The sequence below is a fragment of the Acinetobacter sp. Ver3 genome (assembly GCF_000632455.1).
Lineage (GTDB): Bacteria > Pseudomonadota > Gammaproteobacteria > Pseudomonadales > Moraxellaceae > Acinetobacter.
In genome coordinates, this window is sequence record NZ_JFYL01000021.1 from 1 (window position 1) to 21,940 (window position 21,940).

General features: G+C 38.6%; 15 protein-coding genes, 4 tRNA genes and 2 pseudogenes. 10 read left to right on the forward strand and 11 right to left on the reverse strand.

The features are described from left to right. Positions 1 to 13: 13 nt before the first annotated feature. Positions 14 to 856, reverse strand: coding sequence for a 16S rRNA (cytidine(1402)-2'-O)-methyltransferase (gene rsmI, locus CL42_RS07565; protein ID WP_035266821.1), 843 nt, complete (start codon positions 854 to 856; stop codon positions 14 to 16). Positions 857 to 867: 11 nt separating this feature from the next. On the opposite strand from rsmI, the gene CL42_RS07570 reads away from it, so the two are divergent. The 4 genes from CL42_RS07570 to CL42_RS07585 all read left to right on the forward strand — a co-directional run bounded on the left by CL42_RS07570 (position 868) and on the right by CL42_RS07585 (position 3,866). Next, positions 868 to 1,797, forward strand: a complete 930-nt coding sequence (locus CL42_RS07570; protein ID WP_035266822.1) for a penicillin-binding protein activator — start codon at positions 868 to 870, stop codon at positions 1,795 to 1,797. 14 nt (positions 1,798 to 1,811) lie between these two features. Beyond that, positions 1,812 to 2,228, forward strand: coding sequence for a YraN family protein (locus CL42_RS07575; RefSeq protein WP_035266825.1), 417 nt, complete (start codon positions 1,812 to 1,814; stop codon positions 2,226 to 2,228). 64 nt (positions 2,229 to 2,292) lie between these two features. Further along, positions 2,293 to 2,985: a BON domain-containing protein gene (locus tag CL42_RS07580; RefSeq protein WP_035266827.1), complete on the forward strand. Its 693-nt coding sequence runs from the start codon at positions 2,293 to 2,295 to the stop codon at positions 2,983 to 2,985. Beyond that, a complete protein-coding gene (locus CL42_RS07585; protein ID WP_035266830.1) occupies positions 2,985 to 3,866 on the forward strand; it encodes an alpha/beta hydrolase in 882 nt (293 codons plus the stop codon). Before CL42_RS07580 ends, CL42_RS07585 begins: the two co-directional genes overlap by 1 nt. Positions 3,867 to 3,889: 23 nt before the next feature. Here CL42_RS07585 and nudC read toward each other — a convergent pair whose 3' ends face one another. The 4 genes and pseudogenes from nudC to rnhA form a co-directional block, all read right to left on the reverse strand. Then, positions 3,890 to 4,648: an NAD(+) diphosphatase gene (gene nudC, locus CL42_RS07590; RefSeq protein WP_035266832.1), complete on the reverse strand. Its 759-nt coding sequence runs from the start codon at positions 4,646 to 4,648 to the stop codon at positions 3,890 to 3,892. After that, complete coding sequence (locus tag CL42_RS07595; RefSeq protein WP_035266835.1) at positions 4,648 to 6,288, reverse strand: hypothetical protein; 1,641 nt, start codon at positions 6,286 to 6,288, stop codon at positions 4,648 to 4,650. The genes nudC and CL42_RS07595 overlap by 1 nt, the downstream gene beginning before the upstream one ends. 119 nt (positions 6,289 to 6,407) lie before the next feature. Then, positions 6,408 to 7,147, reverse strand: a pseudogene (gene dnaQ / locus CL42_RS17740) (DNA polymerase III subunit epsilon); the annotation flags it as partial. 173 nt (positions 7,148 to 7,320) lie between these two features. After that, positions 7,321 to 7,834, reverse strand: a pseudogene (rnhA, locus tag CL42_RS17745) (ribonuclease HI); the annotation flags it as partial. Between the two features lie 215 nt (positions 7,835 to 8,049). Between rnhA and CL42_RS07605 the strand changes: the two are divergent. From CL42_RS07605 to CL42_RS07630, 6 genes are all read left to right on the forward strand, one after another. Further along, entirely contained in the window at positions 8,050 to 11,262 is a 3,213-nt protein-coding gene (locus CL42_RS07605) for a LysM peptidoglycan-binding domain-containing protein (protein WP_035266836.1), read from the forward strand. 33 nt (positions 11,263 to 11,295) lie between these two features. Further along, entirely contained in the window at positions 11,296 to 13,149 is a 1,854-nt protein-coding gene (locus CL42_RS07610) for an extracellular solute-binding protein (RefSeq protein WP_035266837.1), read from the forward strand. A gap of 11 nt (positions 13,150 to 13,160) precedes the next feature. Beyond that, on the forward strand, positions 13,161 to 14,231 hold the full coding sequence (locus CL42_RS07615; RefSeq protein ID WP_035266839.1) for a microcin C ABC transporter permease YejB: 1,071 nt from the start codon (positions 13,161 to 13,163) through the stop codon (positions 14,229 to 14,231). Positions 14,232 to 14,233: 2 nt separating this feature from the next. Continuing rightward, positions 14,234 to 15,244 carry an ABC transporter permease gene (locus CL42_RS07620; RefSeq protein WP_035266840.1) on the forward strand — a complete coding sequence of 337 codons (1,011 nt, stop codon included), beginning with the start codon at positions 14,234 to 14,236 and terminating at the stop codon, positions 15,242 to 15,244. Continuing rightward, entirely contained in the window at positions 15,222 to 16,799 is a 1,578-nt protein-coding gene (locus tag CL42_RS07625) for a dipeptide ABC transporter ATP-binding protein (RefSeq protein ID WP_035266841.1), read from the forward strand. Before CL42_RS07620 ends, CL42_RS07625 begins: the two co-directional genes overlap by 23 nt. Positions 16,800 to 16,901: 102 nt before the next feature. Further along, positions 16,902 to 18,146 (forward strand): NADH:flavin oxidoreductase/NADH oxidase family protein, encoded by a 1,245-nt coding sequence (locus CL42_RS07630; protein ID WP_035266842.1) that lies wholly within the window; start codon positions 16,902 to 16,904, stop codon positions 18,144 to 18,146. Between the two features lie 59 nt (positions 18,147 to 18,205). On the opposite strand, the gene CL42_RS07635 is transcribed toward CL42_RS07630, so the two are convergent. The 6 genes from CL42_RS07635 to CL42_RS07660 all read right to left on the reverse strand — a co-directional run bounded on the left by CL42_RS07635 (position 18,206) and on the right by CL42_RS07660 (position 21,874). After that, positions 18,206 to 19,609 carry an iron-containing redox enzyme family protein gene (locus CL42_RS07635; protein ID WP_035266843.1) on the reverse strand — a complete coding sequence of 468 codons (1,404 nt, stop codon included), beginning with the start codon at positions 19,607 to 19,609 and terminating at the stop codon, positions 18,206 to 18,208. Between the two features lie 157 nt (positions 19,610 to 19,766). Further along, positions 19,767 to 19,842, reverse strand: a tRNA-Glu gene (locus tag CL42_RS07640). A 45-nt stretch (positions 19,843 to 19,887) separates the two neighbouring features. Then, positions 19,888 to 19,963, reverse strand: a tRNA-Glu gene (locus tag CL42_RS07645). 24 nt (positions 19,964 to 19,987) lie between these two features. After that, positions 19,988 to 20,063: transfer RNA gene (locus CL42_RS07650), tRNA-Glu, on the reverse strand. 214 nt (positions 20,064 to 20,277) lie between these two features. Next, positions 20,278 to 21,690 carry an amino acid permease gene (locus CL42_RS07655; protein ID WP_035266846.1) on the reverse strand — a complete coding sequence of 471 codons (1,413 nt, stop codon included), beginning with the start codon at positions 21,688 to 21,690 and terminating at the stop codon, positions 20,278 to 20,280. Between the two features lie 108 nt (positions 21,691 to 21,798). After that, positions 21,799 to 21,874 (reverse strand) — tRNA-Glu (locus CL42_RS07660). Between the last annotated feature and the right edge of the window lie 66 nt (positions 21,875 to 21,940).

Genomic DNA, 21,940 nt, shown 5'->3' on the forward strand with positions numbered 1-21,940 from the left:
TTTTTTATTTTACTTAATCATTCGCGCCACTGAGCTCTAGCGCGCGTTGATATGCGACTTTCTTTTTGATTCCAGTGAGATCAGCTGCAAGTTGAGATGCTGCTTTTACAGATAAATCTTGCAATAAACGATTGAGTAATTTATCTAATTCTTCTTGCTGCATGTCTTTTTCAGTGGCTGCTCCAGCAATGACGAGTACAATTTCCCCTTTTTGCTGGTGATGATCATTTGCAATAAATGAGTGTAAATCTCCAAGGGTCATTTTTTTGATTGTTTCGAAGGTTTTGGTAATTTCACGTGCAAACCCGACTTCACGGTCAGCCCCGAACACAGAGACCATATCCGTTACAGAGTCTAGGATTCGATGTGGTGCCTCATAGATGATCATGGTATGCGTGTTGTCTTTCAGTTTATTTAATTGAATAAGACGTTGTGATTGTTTCGAAGATAGAAATCCTTCAAAACTAAAGTGATCACTGGGTAGACCTACAGCGCTTAATGCTGCAATAGCTGCACATGCACCTGGAACAGGAACGACACGAATACCATGGTCCTGAGCTGCACGAACCAATTTAAAACCAGGATCACTAATCAACGGTGTACCTGCATCACTGACAAGTGCAACATTTTCACCATTTTTTAACTTATCGATAATTATATCAATTTTGTTACTTTCATTGTGATCATGGCACGCTGTAAACGGAGTTGAGATATTATAGTGTTTCATTAAAAGAGCGGACTGACGTGTGTCTTCTGCCGCGATAAGAGAGACAGACTTTAAAACATCAATTGCTCGATAAGTCATGTCATCTAAGTGCCCAATTGGCGTCGCTACAACAAATAACTGAGCACTCATAAGGTTTCTCCATGTCGGATCTATTAAGAATAAAAAAAGAATTCATTGGTATTGGCTTATGTGGAATGATTTTCCAAGCCCAAGCGGAAGTATTGGTTATTTTACCTGATTCAGGCCCTATGGCGCGAGCAAGTAATAGCATTAAAAATGGTATTGATGAGGCTTATCAAAAGTCTAAAAGTGAAATGCCAATCAAATATGTCAATTCGGATCAAAAACGATTAAAAGAGATACTAAAGACGCAAGTCAGTCAAAACACCAAACTTATTATTGGTCCATTAGTCAGACAGGATGTCGAAGCAATAATGAAAGAACCGCTTAAAATTCCTGTTTTAGCACTGAATGAAGTTCCTTCTAAGCATGCAAAAGTGTGGCAGTTTAGTTTATCGAAAACTGATGATGCTCAAGGTTTAATTAAACAGATTGAAAAGGACCGAGTTCAACATCTCTATATCTTGCGTGAGTCTGGTACTGAGTCCGAGAGTTTAAGCTTTGTAAATGCCGTGTTTAAAAATTTTCATGGTAAGTTTTCTCTAGTCCAACAATTGCCTGATATAAAGTCAAATGAAGGGGTGTTGCTTTTAGGCAGTATGGCGTGGATCAACTCATTGAAGAATAAGCCTTCAAAACGTTTGTATGTTCAGGCTTTTGCTATTGATCATAATATGGATATTCCGAACGGAACTAAATTCTGTGATGTTCCAGTCATGGTTCAATTTTTAAAAAAACCTAATCAAACAACAGAAAATACTGCTGCATTCCAACGTCTCAATGCCTTCGGTCAAGATGTTTGGCGTTTGGCGGATTTGATGTTGAAAACGAAGAATCCTGATCAAATATCAATTCAAGGTCAGACTGGGCACTTGAGTTTTAAAGAGCATCGGATCGAAAGAAAACCTGCGTGCTTCGAGAAAACATGGTTTAGATTAAAAAATATTTAAGAGGACTTAAATGGATGAGTTCTCAACAATTAGGTATATGGGCTGAAGACCAAACTGAAAAAGTCTTGATCTCACAGGGTTATATTGTGCTGGCTCGAAATTTTCATTCTCGTTATGGTGAGATAGACCTGATTGCTCAACGTGATCTTGAGCTTGTATTTGTTGAGGTCAAAGCCAGATCAAAAACAACCTATGCTTCAGCCCTAGAATCAATATCATCGAGCAAGCAAATTAAAATTGCGAAAACAGCAATGTCATTTCTACAAAAATTTCCAAGCTATACAGAGTTTTATTATCGTTTTGATGTGTTTTGTTTTGATTTTCATAAAAAAATTGCAAAACCGTTACAGCATGAAATTTCTGATATAGATTATGATCTCGAGTGGATTGAAAATGCATTTACAATAAATGCAGACTTGATTAATCTATGAACCGAATGAGCTAAGCCATTTCCAACAATAGAAAAAATTCAAGTTTCACGAGGAGACGGATTGAGTGTTGAAGCGTATTGTAATTTCGATGGCGTGTGTTGCTAGTCTTTCAGGCTGTGCAAGTTTTATTTCAGGTGGAACTGGCGCAGAACCAGTTGGGGTGGTGAGTGGAGCTCGTTCTTTAGGTCAGGTATTTATTGACTCTTCAATTGAACGTACAGCAAAGATCAATTTATACAAATTGGATGCTCGTTTTAAACAATCTCGAGTCAATGTGAATAGCTTTCACAGTAATGTCTTGTTAACAGGTCAAGTGCCTGATGCGCATTTGAAACAGTTAGCAGAAGATAACGTTCGAGCGATGAGTGATGTGAAATCTATTCATAACTACATCACAGTTGGTCCTCAAATTGGTTACTCTACCATCATGCAAGATGCGACTGCGACAGCGAACACACGTGGCTTAATTATGCGTGCGCCAGTTGTTTCAGACAGTAAAGTCTTGGTTCATACTGAAGATGGCGTGTTATATGTGATGGGACGCTTAAATACAGCTGAAGAGCAAGATCTCATTGAAGTTTTACAACGAGTAGGGAATGTCACGAAAATTGTTACTTTGATTGATAACGTGGAATCTGCTCAAGTAGGCGCAGGTGTTCAATCATCATCACTTATGAACCCTTCAGCGGTGAGTACTCAACCTTATGTTGAAACACCCGTTGCAATTGATCCTGACGCTGGTGTCAGTTACCAATAATGTCGAATAAGATTGCGCAATTTTTTCCGAAATCAGTTCAGTTAAAACTGACCAAATTGAATCAAAAACTGAATGCTTTTCGCCCATATAATTTGGGTGGTTTGGCATTAAATCAATTGACCTCAAATAAAGGCTATTCTGTAAAAAGAAATATTGCTTATGGTCTTAAAGCTCGGCAACGACTGGATCTTTATGTTTGCCAAGCGCCAGCGAATAAACCTTTAGTTATATTCGTGCATGGTGGTGCATGGAGTAGAGGAAGTAAGGACGATTACAAGTTTCTTGGAGAAAGTTTGACACGTGCTGGATATAACCTCGCCGTAATAAACTATCATCTGGCGCCAGAACATATTTTTCCTCGTTACGTAACTGACCTTGCAGATTCAATTCAATATTTAATCAAAAGTGCTGATAAATATGGTATTTGTGCAGATCAAATAGCGCTTATCGGACATTCTGCTGGTGCTTTTAATGTGATGTCACTGATTTATCATCCTTCATTCATTGCCTTTGAAGGACGAGATCGAATTAAAGCGTTGATTGGTTTGGCTGGACCCTATCACTTTAACTATCTAGGTGATCATTTATCTGAACATGCATTCGATAAAGCAGTAAATTTCAAAGCGGTGATGCCATACTATTTTGTAGAGAAAAATAATATTCAGCACTATATTTTTCTAGCAGATCAAGATACGTTGGTAAAAGATCATAATTCTGAAGAGATGCATCAAGCACTGTTAGCTGTAGAGAATCATAGCCAGCTCATTCGGGTGCCTCGTACTGGACATGTATCAATCATGGCAACAACTGCAACATTATTTGGTCGACTCTTCAAAACTCGATCTCTCATCCTGAAAGTTTTAGAAGAGTCCTTCAAATAAATCTATAACGATTCGGATTTGATTTATTCTGATTTGAAAGGAGTATTGTGAATGACATGTTGAATCATGGCATGCGCAATACTTCCTGCAAATGGAATTTCTGGTAAATCATCAAATTTAAAGAATTGGGCATCACTAATTTCATCTTCTTGAAGCACAATGTCACCTGAATCATACTCGGCCCGAAAAGCAATCATTAAATTACTTGGGAATGGCCAAGGTTGGCTGGCAAGATATTGAATATTTTTAACATTTAGACCAATTTCTTCCATGGTTTCGCGTTGCACAGCCTCTTCTAAAGTTTCACCAACTTCGACAAAACCTGCAATTAATCCATACATATTGGATTTATTTTTTGCATTTTTCGCCAGCAAAATTTCATTGTCACCTCGTGTGATTACGGTGATAACACAAGGTTGAACACGAGGGTATTGGTGATAATTACATGCTGGGCAGATCATGGCATATTCTGAACGGTGCACATCCGTTTCTGTACCGCAATGACTGCAAAATTTATGATTACGACGCCATTCTAATAATTGAACTGCTCGGCTCGCTTGTTCAAATTGTTGCTTAGACCATTGAGTGATCAACTGTCGGATTGGCACAAGTTGATAACCTTCAGGAATCGCTTCTTCAATATGTAGATCTCGTGCAATTACCTGATCACCAGATTTGAAAATCAGATCACTCTCTAAACGTTCAACACGTGGTAATTGGAAGTTTTCATCGACGAGAAGTTGATGTTGTTTAAAAATATAAGCAACAGAGAGTTCAGACATTAGGCAACCGCTTTAATTTTTTGACTGCTGATGAGTGCAGTCTCAGATACTGATTTATGAATAGGATAATCATACTTCAAGCCATCAAGATGAAGCTCTAGACTGGCAAGCACATCTAGAATGTGCTGAAGTTGTTGGGGGGTGAGTGATTTCTGAATATCGTAATAGTGTTCAACCGCCTCAGCACTATTTTTTAGCGCATTACTTAATTCTTGAGCATCAAGAAATAGAGCAGCACCGCTTAATTGTCTTAAATTGGTTGTGATGTTTAATAAATCATTTGTGTCTTTAGCATCGATGTTTTGAAAAAGCTTATCGCCTAGTTCTTGCAAGAGAATTCGAGCTTCTTTTTGCAGCGTTTCATGTGCATCATCTAGCCGATCCAGTGATATATTCATATTATTCACATCAAGTTGAATGCGAGTTGGTGCAAAATTTCGCTTCAAAATCCCGATAGAGTTCATAGCCGATAGCATGCTGTTCATTAATCGTTGAGCAAAATCGGTATTTTGTTGAATATAGGTTCGATGAAAATGATCTGCTTGCAGTTTCATCTCTGCATAAGCTTCATTAAGATTCATGACTAAAAAGATATTTGCCATACGATACAGCTTTAAGCGAATATCTAAAATTTGATCGTCGGTAAAACTTTGATAGTGACTTTCAATATCTAATCTTAATTGATTCAATTCTTCTGTAATCAAGTGAGCAACGGTATCCATTGTTCTTTGATCAGGTCCAAACAGATGGCGACTAAAAATTTGTAGTTGAACATCAGTCAAAATGTTGTCCGAGATTTGAAAATACTCACGAAGCATTTGTGAATCGTAGTTTTCTTGGCTAATACAAATCGCTAAAGCATTAGCAAAGTCAGTTTCATCGACCTGAAAATGCTGGGGTGCATTTAAAAACTCCCGAATTTGACTGCCAACTTTAGCCAACCATTTTAGGCGTGCATCACTGAGAATGAGTTGGTCAAGTTGATTAAATGCGATTTGCATCAGAAGCCAATATTGTTGACTCGGTGTTTCAAGAGAGAGCAGTGCTATATGATATACAATGAGTTTAAAACGATCAAAATCGTCTTCAGTTTCATTTTGCGTCACTAATTTTATTAAACAATCTTTATATAGTGTATTCCAATAATCAGATGAATTAATCTGATTCGATGAAGCTTGCGGTGTTAAAGTTAATTGTTTCTGAGTGGTCTGAATTCCATTACCCAAAGCTGTGCAAGGGATGTTCAATACTCGCTCAAGATGGTTAAGTGTATCTAAGAGAAATTGGGGGACATCGACTTCACGTAAGCAAATAAATTCGATATATCGCTTTAGCATCGTTGTACCATCACTTAATGCAGCAGCGTATTTCAGGTTTTTTGCAGTTGGATTTTGCATCATCTTTGACATGACTTGCGCACAGTAGTGTGCAAGTTGTGCGAGATGAGGAAGCTCGATCATGGCAAAAACTTGATTGGATTGTTCAAGTCGAATGAATGCGTCATCTATCCCAAAAGGAAGTGTTTGATCCTCAATAAGCTCTGATACTGTATTTTCGACCTGATCGATGATTTGATCAATTTCTTTTTTAACAATAAGTAATGCTGTAGGGTCAAAATAAATTGAACTTTGATAAGACATCGATCGAAACCTATGTTGGCCGTTAATTTTGCTCAGAGCCCAGATAAGGGGAATTTTTGCTCTAAATGAATATAGCCGAACTGATCGTACTCTACAAAATGAATCAAGCAGATGGAAGATTATTTAGCAAATAAGCACGGCTCGCCATTTTTTTTTGGTAATCTTCGATCCATTTTTGGTGTGCTGCTAATTCCTCATCAGAAGCATAAATGATTGGTAAATCTACCTCAATTTTTTGGTACTGATTTTGTCCAGTTTCAGAATGATGATCATGCGCGGAGAGTGCATCGATATCAAATGAAACTTGACCACCTGTCATGGCTAAATAAACATCTGACAGAATTTCTGCATCCAGTAAAGCACCGTGGAAGGTACGATCACGCTGTGGAACTTCGTAGCGCTTCACTAATGCATCCAATGAGTTCTTTTGACCTGGATGTTTCGCTTTTGCCATCGCAAGTGTATCAGTCACTGCGCAGACTTCTGAAAGCGTACCAAAGCCAGCACGTTTGAACTCCATATCTAAGAAGTTCATATCGAAAGTTGCGTTGTGTGCGATAATTTCTGCACCTTTTAAGTACTTGTACAGTTCAGCAGCGATTTCTTCAAATATAGGTTTATCTTTCAAAAAATCATCAGAAATACCGTGAATTGCTTCAGATTCACCGACTGGTTTTTTGGGATTGATATAAATGTGAATTGAACTTCCTGTCAGTTTACGATTGATCATTTCAATCGCACCCACCTCGATAATACGGTCTGTATCTTGATAATAAAAACCTGTAGTTTCCGTATCTAAAATCAGTTGGCGTGGTCCTTGTAAATTTAAACGAGCAGGCGTGACCACAATATGTGGATGCGATTTTTCAGCTAACTGAGGAACGCTTTGATCTACAGATTCAGAATTTAAGTCCTGTGCATCAACTGTCTTAATAATATCTGAGGAGTTTGAGGTGACTTCGTCCGTGCTGTATTTAGCTTGATCATCATTTTCTGCTAAATCAATTTCGACTTCTTCTTCAACTTCTTCATCTTGATCGTTGAGATCTAAACCAAACGGATCATTGAGCAACCAATCTTCAGACTGTTTTTTTTTATCATTCGCTTGCAGGGAATTTTTTAATTGTTCAGCCGTTTGGTCAGCGCCTTGATTAGCTAACTGATCTGCCATTTCATTGCCTGGATGTCCTGCATGACCTTTAATCCAGTTCCACTCAATATCGCGACCTTGACAAACTTGATCCAAAGTTTGCCATAAATCAGGATTTTTTACGTCTTTCCAATTTTTCTTTTTCCAACCACTGATCCATTCAGTAATACCGCGTTTTACATAGTTTGAGTCTGTCCAAATGATCAGCTTCGCATCAACAGGACAAAATTTGATTCCTTCGATTGCGGCTGTTAACTCCATACGATTATTGGTCGTGTCAGGTTCACCACCACATATTTTATGTTCTGTATCCTTAGTGATGATGTAAGCACCCCAGCCACCTAGCCCAGGATTACCACGACATGCGCCATCAACATAAAGTGTTATTTCAGACATAGTTTGAACCAATCAATCGAATAAAGTGTTGAACATCAAGTTCGGAAATTTTATTGTATACGTAAATGCGAAACATCAGTGCGATAACTGGATATTTTTTAATGTCTTGTAACATTTATAAGCAATTACTCATCAAGAAGAGACTTGCCTGAACAACGAGCTCCTCTAAAATGGCTTATATACAATAAATTTACTATGCGTCTTTCGGAATTTGTATGTCTAAAACAACCACCGCAGTGTGGCAGCCATCTGCAACTTTTTTATTTAAAATTTCAGTAATTACTTCCGCAGTAACCGGGTTAGGCGTAATGACTGGCTGTACAGCGAGTCCCACTTCCGCAAAGACGCAAAAGTCGAATCAACTCGGCATGTTAGATGCCAGTAGCTTAGATTCACTTGAAGATCTTTTATCTGCAACTGATATGCGTGCAGTTGAAGGTGATCGTTTACTTATTTTAAAGCACGGCGATGTTTGGAAACGTATGACCGTTGGTTTTAAAATGGATGAAACAAAGTGGGATCCACGGATTGATGCTCAAAGAAGTTGGTTTATTACGCGTCAGCCTTATCTGGATCGTTTATCCGCTCGAGCTTCTCGTTATCTTTATCATACTGTAAAGGAAGCAGAGCGCCGTGGATTACCTACAGAACTTGCTTTACTTCCCGTCATTGAGAGTTCCTATGATCCAGCTGCAACGAGTTCAGCGGCAGCTGCAGGGATGTGGCAATTCATCCCAAGTACAGGTCGTATTTATGGATTAAGACAGACCAATTTGTATGATGGACGCCGTGATGTAGTTGAATCTACACGTGCAGCCTACGAGTTTTTAGGAAGTTTATATAACCAATTCGGTTCATGGGAATTAGCTTTAGCGGCTTATAACGCTGGTCCTGGACGTATTCAACAAGCGATTAACCGTAATAAGGCTGCTGGCTTGCCTACAGATTATTGGTCATTACGTTTGCCTCAAGAGACAATGAACTATGTTCCACGTTTCCTTGCGGTTGCACAGATTATCAAATCCCCTGAAAAGTATGGCGTAAGATTACCACCAATTGCGAATCGTCCTCACTTTAGAGAAGTTCCAGTTCCAGCAGGTGCGAGTTTAAACGAAATTGCTTCTCTGACAGGCTTAAGTCGTGCAGAACTTTATCAACTGAATCCAGGGCATCGTGGTGATATCATTGATCCTCAAAGTCCACAGCGAATTTTAATTCCAGCAGATTTAAATCCAAATATTGATCGTAAATTGAAAGCACTTAAACCAAGCAGTACAGGTCTATGGGCGAGCGCTTCAAGCCCTGTTTCTACATCTACGCCAGCAACCACAATTATAACGACAGTAAATACACCAAAAGCTTCAAATGCTTCCGTATTGGCAACTCAAACAGCGAAGCCAGTTAATAATACTCAAACACCTTCAGTATCTACAACAATTTCAACTTCGAAGGGTAGGACTCCTTCTGGTTCTGATGCATTGGCAGCTTTTGCTGCTTCGGCAGTGGTGCCAAGCGCACCTCGTATACCTGTTGCTGTTACACCGGCGCAAAATGTTAAACCTGTACGTGTAGAACCAGAAATCACTGCTGAAGAAAAAGCCAAAATCTTAGCTTCAATTGCACCTGAAAAAACCACAACAACTACGAGTTCTGATCAAATTATTGCCTCGGTCATTGAACCACAGGCCACTGAAGCAGAAAAAGCGGAAGTCGTTAGAGAGATTAGTGCCATTGCACCTCAAGGTACTGAGATTGTCGATCCGTTGGATGGCAAGATTAAATTAACTGCGATTCAAACAAGTCAATCTGTGGCAGCAGGACAAGGTTCAGAAGTTAAAGTTGGCTTTGCTTATCCTAAATCTGTAGCAGAAAGTACATTGCCTACTTCTGAGGAAGCCCAGCTTAATCAAGGTAAGGCATTTAAGAAAACTGAAAGTGAAGTGGTTGTAGAACCACCTAAGGGTAAGCGTAGTACGTATACGGTACTCCCTGGTGACACGCTGGCAATTATTGCAATGAAAAACGGCGTAAGTTGGAGAGATATTGCAAAATGGAACCAAGTAGATCCAAATGCAACCTTATATGTAGGTGCGACCCTATATCTGTACGATGCTAAACCAGTAGCATCTGCCCAGAAAACGGATATAAAGCCAGCAAGTTATATTGTAAAAGCAAATGATAGTCTTACTAGTGTTGCAAACCAGTTTGATTTAAGTGTCCAACAATTGGCTGAATTGAATGGTCTGACTATCAATAGTAATTTACTGGTTGGGCAGAAGTTAAATCTAACCCAGTCTCAAGCATCTAAATCAAGCAAAACTGAACAAGCGCTAACTAAGGTTCAAACGAAATCTTATACGGTCAAACGCGGTGAATACTTAAAGTTAATCGCTGATCGATACGGACTTTCGACTCAAGAGTTAGCGTCATTAAGCTCAGGATTGAAAGCTGATAGTAGCCTATACGCGGGTCAAAAAATTAATGTTCCTTTAGAAGAAGTGCAATCTGCTACAGCTTCATCAACGACTCGCGCGAGTAATGCTAAAACTGTACCTGAAATTCAGACTGAAACTTACCGCGTACAACGAGGAGATACGTTGTACAACATTGCAAATGCGAATAAGTTAACCGTTGTTGAGTTGGCGACACTGAATAATTTGGATATTGAAAAAGGATTGATGGTTGGTCAAACCATTAAAGTACCGGTGGGATCTAAAGTACCAGAGCAATATGTTGTTCAATCAGGCGATAGCCTGAATGCCATTGCAAGCAAATATAATCTTTCTGTTGCACAGTTAGCAGAAATGAATGGCTTGCGTACGAATGCTGGATTACAAGTTGGGCAAAAGCTGAATTTGAAAGAAGATGAAAATAAAGCTTCCACTAAGCAGAGTTCGACACGAAATAATTCGGTTGCTGAGAAAGTGGAGTCTCACACTGTGAAGAGTGGAGAGACCTTAGCAAGTATTGCGCGACAATATGATATGTCGCTTCAATCATTACTTACGCTGAATGATCTAAATGCGAGATCAGTCCTTCAAATTGGTCAAAAATTAAAAGTAAGTGGCGATGTTGAAAAGGCGGCTGAGAGTACTGAAAAAACACCAGTCCGTCAATCAAAATCGCGTGATACAGAGGATTATGCTGTCAAATCAGGTGAGTCTCTCCATGTTATTGCTACACGATTTGATATGACTGCAAAAGAACTTGCAGATCTCAATAAGTTGAACCTACGTGCTGGATTGCAAAGAGGTCAAATTATTCAAGTTCCTAAAGTTGTTACAGATTATAAAGTCCGTAGTGGTGATTCCCTGTATAGAATTGCGAATCGATTTGGTATAGACATTGATCAGCTTGCAGAAATGAATGGTTTGAAACCAAACACACCTTTACAGATTGGTGCTACGATAAAAGTTCCACATTCTTAAGTCTGCTTAAGCAATCAGGAATTTCATTTCGAGATGTGCATTTCATCAACTTTGTCAAAAGCAAAGTTTATTCTCCTCTTCTTGCCCATTCATATCAGTGCATGGGCAAATCTTCAAACGACGACTTATATTGCTTTACAGTCAAAACCTAAATATCTGAATTTAGATGCGATGCCATATGCCAACCCAGACGCACCAAAGGGTGGAAAGTTGGTGAAAGCGGCTGATGGGACATTTGATAATCTAAACGGTATGAATGGGCAAGGGAGTTGGGTTGAAGGTACAAATTACTTGTTCGATACGCTATTTTCAAAGTCATTAGATGAACCAAATGTGTTTTATCCACTTTTGGCTGAGAAAATTCAGTTTGATCCAAGCCGAACAAAATTTGTGATTTTTCATTTAAATCCACGTGCTCGATTTAGTGATGGATCGCCTGTACTGGCTGAGGATGTCAAATTCACGTTTGAAATGTATTTAACCAAAACCAATCCCGGTTTACAGATGTATTTGTCTGATTTAGATAAAATTCAGGTTCTGTCTAAACATGCCGTAAAAATGGTATTTAAATCAGAAAGTAATACTGAAATGCCAGCAATACTTTCACAGATGCCTATTTTTTCTAAAAAGGATTGGGAATCTAAAGATTTTAGTCGAGCAACACTCAAACCCATTTTAGGATCAGGGCCATATACAATTAAAAATATTGATGCTGGTCGTAGTATTACCTATCAGCGTAATCCCCATTATTGGGCTAAGGATTTGCTTGTAAATCGTGGTCGTTATAATTTTGATCAAATTAAATATGTTTATTACCGTAGTTCGGACATTGCATTTGAAGGATTTAAAGCTGGACAATATACATTTCACCAAGAGAAATTTGCTCGTAAATGGAAGACGGAATACAACTTTCCAGCATTTAACTCAGGGTTGGTTAAAAAATATAGTGTAGCTTTACAAAATCCTGCTCCGACACAAAGTATCGTTTTTAACACACGAAAAAAACCGCTAAACGATATCTATTTTAGACAAGCAATGACCTATGCTTATGACTTTGAATGGCAAAATAAAGCATTGTTTTATCAACAATATCAACGTTTACAAAGTCATTTCCAGTTTAGTGAGCTAGAGGCAAAGTCAGTCCCAAGCCCTAAAGAATTAACAATATTAAAACCTTATTTATCTCGGTTACATCCTTTACAACGAGAAGGAGTATTAAAAGCGTGGAAATATCCTATTACTGATGGTACAGGCTACAATCGTAAAAGCTTACTCACTGCTCGGAAAATTTTAATTGACCAGGGGTATTCATTTAAAAATGGTAATTTGCATGCGCGTGATGGAAAACCAATTCAATTAGAGTTGCTTCTTCATCAAGAAGGCTTACAACGGACGCTCATGCCTTATATTCGAAATTTAAAAAAATTGGGTATTCAGGTTTCGATTCGCCAAGTCGATATGCCTCAATATTTACAGCGAATGCGTCAATATGATTTTGATTTAACCACGATGGTGATGCCTCAGTCACTAAATCCTGGGAATGAGCAAGCGCAATTTTGGAGCAGTCATGCTGCAAATGAAGAGGGAAATTATAATTTTTCTGGTGTGAAAAATAGCGTTATAGATGAAATTATACAACGTATTATCCATGCACCTGATCGAGAAAAATTAATATTAAATACACGTATCTTGGATCGTTTATTACGTGCAGGATATTATCAGATACTTACTTATGGAAATGATCGTGAATGGTATGCGTATTGGAATATGTATAAACAGCCACAGATTAAACCAAAACTTGCTGTTGGTGAAGATTATTGGTGGGTAGATCAACAGCAAGCTCGCAAAGTGGCTGCTTATCTTGGTCGAAGTAAAGGCTCACGTTAAAGGTTAAATTTATGGGTCTTTATATACTTAAACGACTTTTGCTAATCATTCCCACCTTATTTTTGATATTACTCATCAATTTCGCCGTCGTTCAAATTGCTCCTGGTGGACCTGTTGAACAGGCAATACAGAGAGCTGAACAGTTTCAAGGCATTGGTGTTGTGTCTGGTTCGACATCTCACATCAATGAAGTCCAGAGTCATTATCAGGGTACACGAGGACTCAGTCCTGAAATGGTCGAGCAGATCAAAGCGCAATATGGATTTGACCGCCCTGTGCATGAGCGCTTTTTTAAAATGCTCAAAGGATATCTTCAACTCGATTTTGGAACGAGCTTTTTTAAAAATAAATCAGTAACAACATTAATTTTGGAAAAAATCCCAGTTACGATCTCCCTTGGATTATGGAGTACCTTACTGATCTACAGTATCGCCATTCCTCTAGGGATCAGCAAAGCGAAAAGACATGGCAGTCTGTTTGATCAAACGACCTCCCTAGTATTGGCCGTAGGTTATGCAGTGCCAACTTTTGTATTTGCTATTCTGCTTATTATGATTTTTTCGGGGGGATCGTATTTGCAATGGTTTCCATTACAAGGATTGGTCTCTGAGAATTTCGCTGAACTCAGCTTCATTGATAAAGTAAAAGATTATTTTTGGCATCTTACATTGCCTGTCCTTACTATTATATTAGGTGGATTTGCGACCCTCACATATCTAACAAAATACTCTTTTATGGAAGAGTTAAATAAACAATATGTGACGGCAGCTCGTGCTAAAGGTCTGACCGAGCCACGCGTTTTATACAATCATGTTTTCCGTAACGCCATGTTGATCGTTATAGCAGGATTACCTGAAGCACTGATCGGAATTTTTTTTGTTGGCAATCTATTTGTTGAAATTATATTTAATCTTGATGGTTTGGGATTGCTCGGATTTGAGGCAATTCAGCAGCGTGATTATCCTGTAATTTTTGGAACATTGTTTATCTTTACGTTGGTCGGTCTAATTTTGAGATTACTCAGTGATGTTCTATATCAATTGATTGATCCAAGAATCAATTTTGATCGTCAAGGAGCATAAAAATGTCTCCACTTTTCGATCAACGAATTTCAAAATTTAAGTCACATCGACTCGGATTCTTCAGCTTCATTTTATTTATCGCGATCTTTATTTTATCCTTGGGGGCAGAGTTTATTGCCAACGAAAAACCAATACTTATTTATTATAAAGAAGAAATTTATTTCCCAATTTTTAAGCCTTATCCTGAAACAACATTCGGTGGTGTCTTTGAGACTGAGTCTGATTATAAAGATCCAGCCGTTCAAGAATTGATTAATGAGCATGGATGGCAGATTTGGCCTATCATCCCATTTTCATATCAAACACCTAATTATGAATTGGCAGAAGCTGTACCATCTCCACCGACCTCCGTGAATTGGTTAGGCACAGATGATCAAGGTCGTGATGTCTTGGCAAGATTAATATATGGTATTCGTATCTCTTTGCTGTTCGGTATTGCACTTACTATTGGATCTGCATTCATAGGAATTACCATTGGTGCTATCCAAGGCTACTTTGGCGGTTGGTTGGATCTGATCGGTCAAAGGCTGTTAGAGGTGTGGGGTGGTCTACCAATGTTATTTATTGTGATGATCTTAGTGAGCATGTTTACACCAAGCGTATATTGGCTGTTTTTAATTATGCTGATGTTTGGTTGGACTGCGTTAGTTGGTCTTGTTCGTGCAGAGTTTCTGAAAGCCAGAAATTTGGATTATGTGCGAGCTGCGAGATCACTCGGTGCTACAGATAGTCAAATTATTATCAAACATATTTTACCCAATGCTATAAGTTCGTCACTTTCACAGCTTCCTTTCATTCTTACCGCTAATATTACCGCACTTACAGCCTTGGATTTTCTGGGCTATGGTTTGCCACCTGATACAGCTTCAATTGGTGAAATTTTACTGCAGGGTAAGAATAATCTATCAGCACCGTGGCTGGTTTTATCTGGATTTTTTAGTCTAGCAGTTGTGTTATCTATTCTTATTTATATTGGGGAGGCAGCTCGAGATGCATTTGATCCAAGAGGCTAAACCAATACTTGAAGTCAACAAGCTCAATATTCAGTTGAATGAACAAAAAATCTTAACTGATTTGTCTTTTAAGCTAAATGCGGGTGAGACAGTTGCGATTGTTGGTGAAAGTGGTTCAGGAAAATCTTTAGCTTGTCTAAGTCTTCTAGGTCTTCAAGATCGCGCTCTAGACTTAAGTGGTGAAATCATATTTCAAAATGAAGATCTGCGTCTAAAACACGAGGATCAGTTGCGCTTAATACGTGGCAATAAGATCGCGATGATATTTCAAGAGCCAATGACGGCACTAAATCCATTACATACAATTGAAAAAATTATTTCAGAACCTTTATGGCTGATGGGGCTTAAGAAAAAAACCATTCGAAAAAAAATAGAAGAAGTGCTTTGTGATGTAGGGTTGGGGAGTTCATCAGACATCCTCAAGCGATATCCAAACCAGTTGTCTGGTGGGCAGCGTCAAAGGGTAATGATTGCAACAGCTCTGATTTCCGAACCTGAAATTTTAATTGCAGACGAACCAACAACAGCCCTTGATGTATCACTACAGAAGCAAATTTTAAAATTAATTAAAGACCAAGCGCATCAAAAAAATATGGCCTTAGTTTTGGTTAGTCATGATTTAAGGTTGGTGCAACAATATGCTGATCAGGTATTGGTTTTGTCTAAAGGTGTCACAGTTGAACAGGGTGATGTCTCTCAAATATTCCTGCAGCCTCGCCATGAATATACTCGACTGCTCCTTAATCAGCAGTTTGATTCGATTTCACCTATCAGTGAAGAGGCCAAAGAACTTTTAAATACTGAACATCTTCGAGTGCGGTATCCACCTAAGCTGAATTTTCTGAATGTATTTAAAACTCAATTTATAGCGGTGGAAGATTTATGTTTTCAGCTTAAACAAGGAGAGTCGCTTGGTATTGTAGGTGAAAGTGGATCTGGAAAAACCAGTGCTGCACTCGCGCTTGCACGACTCATAGAGTCAACAGGTACCATTGAGTTAAATCGTATCAAGCTCAATCAGTTGTCTGATAAGCAATTAAGAGCGCATCGAAATGATTTTCAAATCGTTTTTCAAGATCCTTTTTCGAGTCTTAACCCAAGAATGAATGTTTTGTCATTATTAACTGAAGGGTTAAGATTAAAAAAATTGAGAAAGAGTGAAAAATTAAATCTCGCGATTCAAGCCCTTGAAGAGGTTAATCTCACAAAAGAATTTCTTCATCGTTATCCTCATCAAATGTCGGGTGGACAACGACAAAGAGTATCACTGGCCAGAGCACTGATTCTGAAACCTCAATTACTCATTCTAGATGAGCCAACATCTGCATTAGATCGCAATACACAAATAAAATTGGTGAACTTACTTCAAGATATACAGCAAAGAACAGGGATCAGTTACATCTTTGTTAGTCATGATCTGAAAATTGTGAAAGCGTTATGCCATCGAGTTATGGTGATGAAAGATGCAAAAGTTGTAGAAATTCAAGAGACAGAACGTTTATTCAGTGCACCGATTCATGCTTATACGCAACATCTTATACAAAGTAGTTTATAAAAGTTATTTGACAAGAAGGATTGTCAATTCTAGACTGAAATTCAGGGAAGTCACGCCTAATTGGTTTTAGGTTTAGATAAGCACAAAATTGAGAACTTCAAGATGAGTAAAATTGCTGAGCCGATTCAAATTCGCAATACAACTTTCAAAAATCGCATTATTAAAGGCGCAATGAGTGAAGCTCTAGCGAATGCTGCTGGTGAACCAAATCATTTGCACACAGGCTTGTATGAAGCTTGGGCAAAAGGTGGTTTAGGGTGTTCAATCACAGGAAATGTGATGGTTGATCTACGTGCGAAGAATGAGCCTGGTGTCGTCGTGGTCGAAAATGAGCGAGATTTACCTAAATTAAAGGCATGGGCTGACCTAGGTAAACGTTATGGTATGGTCCAGCTTGTTCAATTGTCTCATCCGGGCAGACAGTGTCCTAAAGGCTTAAATAAAGAAACTGTTGCACCGTCTGCTGTTCCATTTAGTGCTATGTTGGCTACTACCTTTGCTACTCCACGGGCTCTCGAGCATGAGGAAATTCTAGATCTAATCCAACGATTTGCAACCTCTGCAGCGATTTGCGAAAAAGCGGGCTTTGAAGGTGTTCAATTACACGGTGCTCATGGATATTTAATCAGTGAATTTCTATCGCCACTGACCAATAAACGTAATGATCAATGGGGTGGCAGCATTGAAAATCGTATGCGTTTTTTATTAGAAATTTATAAAGCTGTTCGAGCTGCAACATCTAATAACTTTATCGTTTCAGTGAAATTGAATTCCGCAGATTTTCAACGTGGTGGAATTACTGAAGAAGAAGTGATTCAAGTATTTAAAGCTATTGATGATGCAGGTATCGATTTAATTGAAATTTCAGGTGGTACGTATGAAGCGCCCGCAATGGCAGGTGCTAAAGCTGAACAGCGTAAAGCAAGTACCATTGCACGTGAGGCTTACTTTTTAGATTTCGCAGAGAAAATACGTAAAGAAGTAAAATGCAGACTGATGGTTACAGGTGGATTCAGAACCGTTAAAGGGATGAATGATGCTTTAGAAAGTGGTGCATGTGACTTTATTGGAATTGCACGCCCGCTCGCTGTAGAAACGGATTTAACTGATCGTTTGATTGCAGGACACGATGTTAGATATGCAGTAAAACCAATTAAAACAGGGATTCCATTTATTGATAAAATGGCAATTATGGAAATTATTTGGTATGCGGCACAATTCAAAGCGATTGGTGAGGGTAATCAACCTAATCCAAAACTTTCACCTTTAAAAGTTTTTCTGAATTATGCAAAAGGAAATGTGAAGGCTATCATTCAAGGTAAAGTTAATTCAAGAAAATCTGCATAGTGTGAATCAATATATATAAGGAGCCTTCATGGCTCCTTATTTTATGCTGCGACTTAGAACTAAAGCGCAAGCGTTTGAAAAGGGAAAAGTATCTTAGAAACTTCTTGGGTTGCCCATAATCCGATCGCTCGTGGATGATAGTAAGGTGAGAGATATGGAATTAATAATGCTAGTTTATCGTTTGTATCATCTAATGAATCACATTGATGTTTGATCTGTTCAAGTTCATGTTGATTATTGTATTTTGAGAGCCAGTTTTGATCTCCTGTTACAGGCATTCTTTTTAAACGAATAGTTAATGATTCCCCTTGAATCCAGTCTTTGATCAGCATTTTCTCAGTTGCATTAAATACACCAAACATTTTGCCATCACTATCGTGAATAAGTTTCCAAAAACGACTTTCTTCGACAGGTCTGTTTTTAATAATCCATTGTTTATCAATTAAGATTTGAACAAATTCAGATATTAATTGAGGTTGAGCGAGCCACTCATTAATAGACTTGCCACTGAATTGACATTTTTGGTTATGGATATGTTGACCGACAACTGCTTTTCTTTGCAGAAGTTGATAAACGCTTTTAGTCAGATCAATTTCTTGAATGATATTCGTCGAGCTCAAGCCAAGATCATTCATTTGGAAGCCCATTTTCACCAGTTCAAGATATTTTGATTTATCTTGAGCTTGATGATAATGATCAATAAATGCCTGTATTGATTTTTCAGCATGTCCATTGTGTGCATTATCAATTGTAATATGAATATTAAAATAATGAGGATCAATTCCAAGTTCTGCTAACTCATAATTGGTGATTAACAGGTGTAGTGGTAATTGTTCATAACCCAAGTTAAATCCAATTACCAGTGGAAATAAATCATGTGATATATATGCGAGAGCAAGTTGAACAGCGGCTTGTTCAAAATAAATATCATCTAAATAATTAATGTACGGTTCAAGCTCGAAATGTCGTAGTAAGCTTTGATACATGCAAACATGATTTGCTTTAGCATCTCCCAAGCCAAGTTCTTCTAAGTAGATATAGCTTAGATCTTTGTTCTCAAACAAAGAGGGGTGCGTAAGAGATGAATATAGCCATGAGCCATCTGCATATTTAACTGGAGCAACTTTATATAAAAACTCTAAAGCATGAGAGATGGTTGGAAAGTAGTCACGCCCAAGGCCTGATTTTCGTTGATCTAGATAACTTTGAAATTTAGAACAAGTTTGATCATGTTCGTGTTGTATATGTTGCCTAACTTGGTCTACCTGATCAATCCACGATAAATGAGTCGTATTGAGTTGATCGAATAGTGAAAGAACATAGCTTTCGGCATATTCTGTTTTACATTCACGATTCACTTTAGGGTCTAAAAAAAACTCAACCCAGTCTTTATTTGTTTTAGGACTAATTGTATTTAATTGTGATGGGGATGCTAGGGGATTAAGTACGGTGTTGTCCAACATCATCTTCTCCAAGCGTTATTAAGGGTTTAAACCACCATAACCTGCAAAGATGATAATGTTGTTTATTTTGTGTTCGATTTTTAGGGTGACTAAGTTATAAAAAAAAGCCCAAGTCTTAAATGCTTGGGCTTTTTTATGAGATGTATCATCTCGAATATGGCGTCCCTACGGGGATTCGAACCCCGGTTACCGCCGTGAAAGGGCGATGTCCTAGGCCTCTAGACGATAGGGACAGTGCAGAAATATATTTTAAACCATGTTATTTCAATTGAAATTAATGGCGTCCCTACGGGGATTCGAACCCCGGTTACCGCCGTGAAAGGGCGATGTCCTAGGCCTCTAGACGATAGGGACTTAATAAAATCTACTTCTGAAAATTGGCGTCCCTACGGGGATTCGAACCCCGGTTACCGCCGTGAAAGGGCGATGTCCTAGGCCTCTAGACGATAGGGACGTTTCAGAGGTGGGCGTATAATAGGGTGAAAATAGGAGGGTGTCAAACGCATTTCAGCAAAAAAATTAAAAAATACGTGTGTTCGTATGAAAATAAAACAATATTGAATTTTAAGGCTAAATTTAGATCAAATCTCCAAGAAATATTAGAAAAGCATTTGGAAAATAGGAACTGTCTAAACAAAAAAATAGCGACCGAAGTCGCTATTTCAAAATCAAGATTTATCGTGATAAAACAGGTAATAACTGGCATAGCATACAGCAATGAACGCTAAACACCCGAAAAAGCTAATACGCATACTTGGATCAAATACCATACTTAAGCATGTGATAAAACAGAACACAAAACCTAAGATTGGGACAATTGGAAATAATGGAGCAGCAAAGCCCAGCTCTTCTTTTTTGCGCCCTTGCTTATACCAATCGCGTCTGAAATTAAATTGGCTTAAACAAATACTCATCCACACAACGACCATTGTAAAAGCAGCAATACCTAATAAATTGGTAAAAATAGTCTCAGGTGCGAATTGTTCTGACAATAAGCCTGGTAACCCACCGATCATTGTCACGATCACTGCAACATAGGGGATACCACGTGCATTCACTCTAGAAAATACTGCAGGGAGCTGCTTTTTGTAAGATAAAGACCACATCATGCGTGACGCAGCAAACAAACCAGAGTTAGCAGCTGACAATAAAGCGGTAATAATTACAAAACGGATGATATCTTCTGCATAGGGAATACCAATATGCTGGAAAACAGTCACGAATGGAGAGCTACTCACACCTTCAGCAGCTAAGCCAGCTTCTTGATGTGGAAGAAGTGACGTTACTACAATGATTGTACCTACGAAGAAAATCAACAGACGAAAAATCGCTGTATTAATCGCTTTAGGAACATTTTTAGCTGGGTCTTTAGTTTCACCAGCAGCAACCCCAATTAATTCTGTTCCAGAGAATGCGAAGTTTACGATAAGCATCGTAGCAAAAATTGGGAATAGACCTTCAGGGAACCAACCTTGAGCAGTTAAATTGCTAAATAAAGGCGCCGTTTCGTAACCTTGATAGCCAATTACGCCAAAAATTGCGAGTAGGCCTAAGAGAATAAATGCAACAACAGTAATAACTTTAACTAAGGCCAGCCAAAATTCAGATTCTGCGAACCATTTTGTGGAAATCATATTTAAAACAAATACGAATACACCAAAGACTATAGTCCACATCCACATGGAACTATCTGGGAACCATTCCTGCATGAGGAGGGCGGCGGCTGTAAATTCAGTTCCTAAAGTAACCGACCAAGTTAACCAATATAACCAAGTGATGGTATAGCCTGTTCCTGGTCCAATATATCTTTTGGCATAAGCACCAAACGAACCAGACTCAGGCATATGAACGGCAAGCTCACCTAAACACAGCATAACCATGTAGGCGATAATCCCGCCAAGGATATAAGAAATAATGGCACCTACAGGCCCCGTTTGTGCAATGACTTCACCCGAACCTAAGAAAAGTCCAGTACCGATTGCGCCGCCAAGCGAAATCATAACCAGATGTCGAGTACTCATAGCGCGTTGTAAAGGCGCAGAATTGCCCTGATGCGAAGCATCATTCGGAGATGAGTGCATAGGATTGAAAATTCGAAACAAATGAAGCGAGTTATTGTAGTGAAAAACTACAATTCTTCAATGAAATAATAGTAATTTTGAATATTGAGTGATCGTATGAGACGATAATGGCGTCCCTACGGGGATTCGAACCCCGGTTACCGCCGTGAAAGGGCGATGTCCTAGGCCTCTAGACGATAGGGACGTTGCGAGGTGCTTGTATATTAAGGATAGACATATCAATTGTCAAAAGCTTCGTATCAAAAAAAGT

Excerpts from the sequence above, each read along its gene's own strand:
- rsmI (WP_035266821.1), bottom strand. The coding sequence starts at position 856 with ATGAGTGCTCAGTTATTTGTTGTAGCGACGCCAATTGGGCACTTAGAT.
- CL42_RS07570 (WP_035266822.1), top strand. The coding sequence starts at position 868 with ATGTCGGATCTATTAAGAATAAAAAAAGAATTCATTGGTATTGGCTTA.
- CL42_RS07575 (WP_035266825.1), top strand. The coding sequence starts at position 1,812 with ATGAGTTCTCAACAATTAGGTATATGGGCTGAAGACCAAACTGAAAAA.
- CL42_RS07585 (WP_035266830.1), top strand. The coding sequence starts at position 2,985 with ATGTCGAATAAGATTGCGCAATTTTTTCCGAAATCAGTTCAGTTAAAA.
- nudC (WP_035266832.1), bottom strand. The coding sequence starts at position 4,648 with ATGTCTGAACTCTCTGTTGCTTATATTTTTAAACAACATCAACTTCTC.
- CL42_RS07595 (WP_035266835.1), bottom strand. The coding sequence starts at position 6,288 with ATGTCTTATCAAAGTTCAATTTATTTTGACCCTACAGCATTACTTATT.
- CL42_RS07605 (WP_035266836.1), top strand. The coding sequence starts at position 8,050 with ATGTCTAAAACAACCACCGCAGTGTGGCAGCCATCTGCAACTTTTTTA.
- CL42_RS07610 (WP_035266837.1), top strand. The coding sequence starts at position 11,296 with ATGTGCATTTCATCAACTTTGTCAAAAGCAAAGTTTATTCTCCTCTTC.
- CL42_RS07615 (WP_035266839.1), top strand. The coding sequence starts at position 13,161 with ATGGGTCTTTATATACTTAAACGACTTTTGCTAATCATTCCCACCTTA.
- CL42_RS07620 (WP_035266840.1), top strand. The coding sequence starts at position 14,234 with ATGTCTCCACTTTTCGATCAACGAATTTCAAAATTTAAGTCACATCGA.
- CL42_RS07625 (WP_035266841.1), top strand. The coding sequence starts at position 15,222 with ATGCATTTGATCCAAGAGGCTAAACCAATACTTGAAGTCAACAAGCTC.
- CL42_RS07630 (WP_035266842.1), top strand. The coding sequence starts at position 16,902 with ATGAGTAAAATTGCTGAGCCGATTCAAATTCGCAATACAACTTTCAAA.
- CL42_RS07635 (WP_035266843.1), bottom strand. The coding sequence starts at position 19,609 with ATGTTGGACAACACCGTACTTAATCCCCTAGCATCCCCATCACAATTA.
- CL42_RS07655 (WP_035266846.1), bottom strand. The coding sequence starts at position 21,690 with ATGCACTCATCTCCGAATGATGCTTCGCATCAGGGCAATTCTGCGCCT.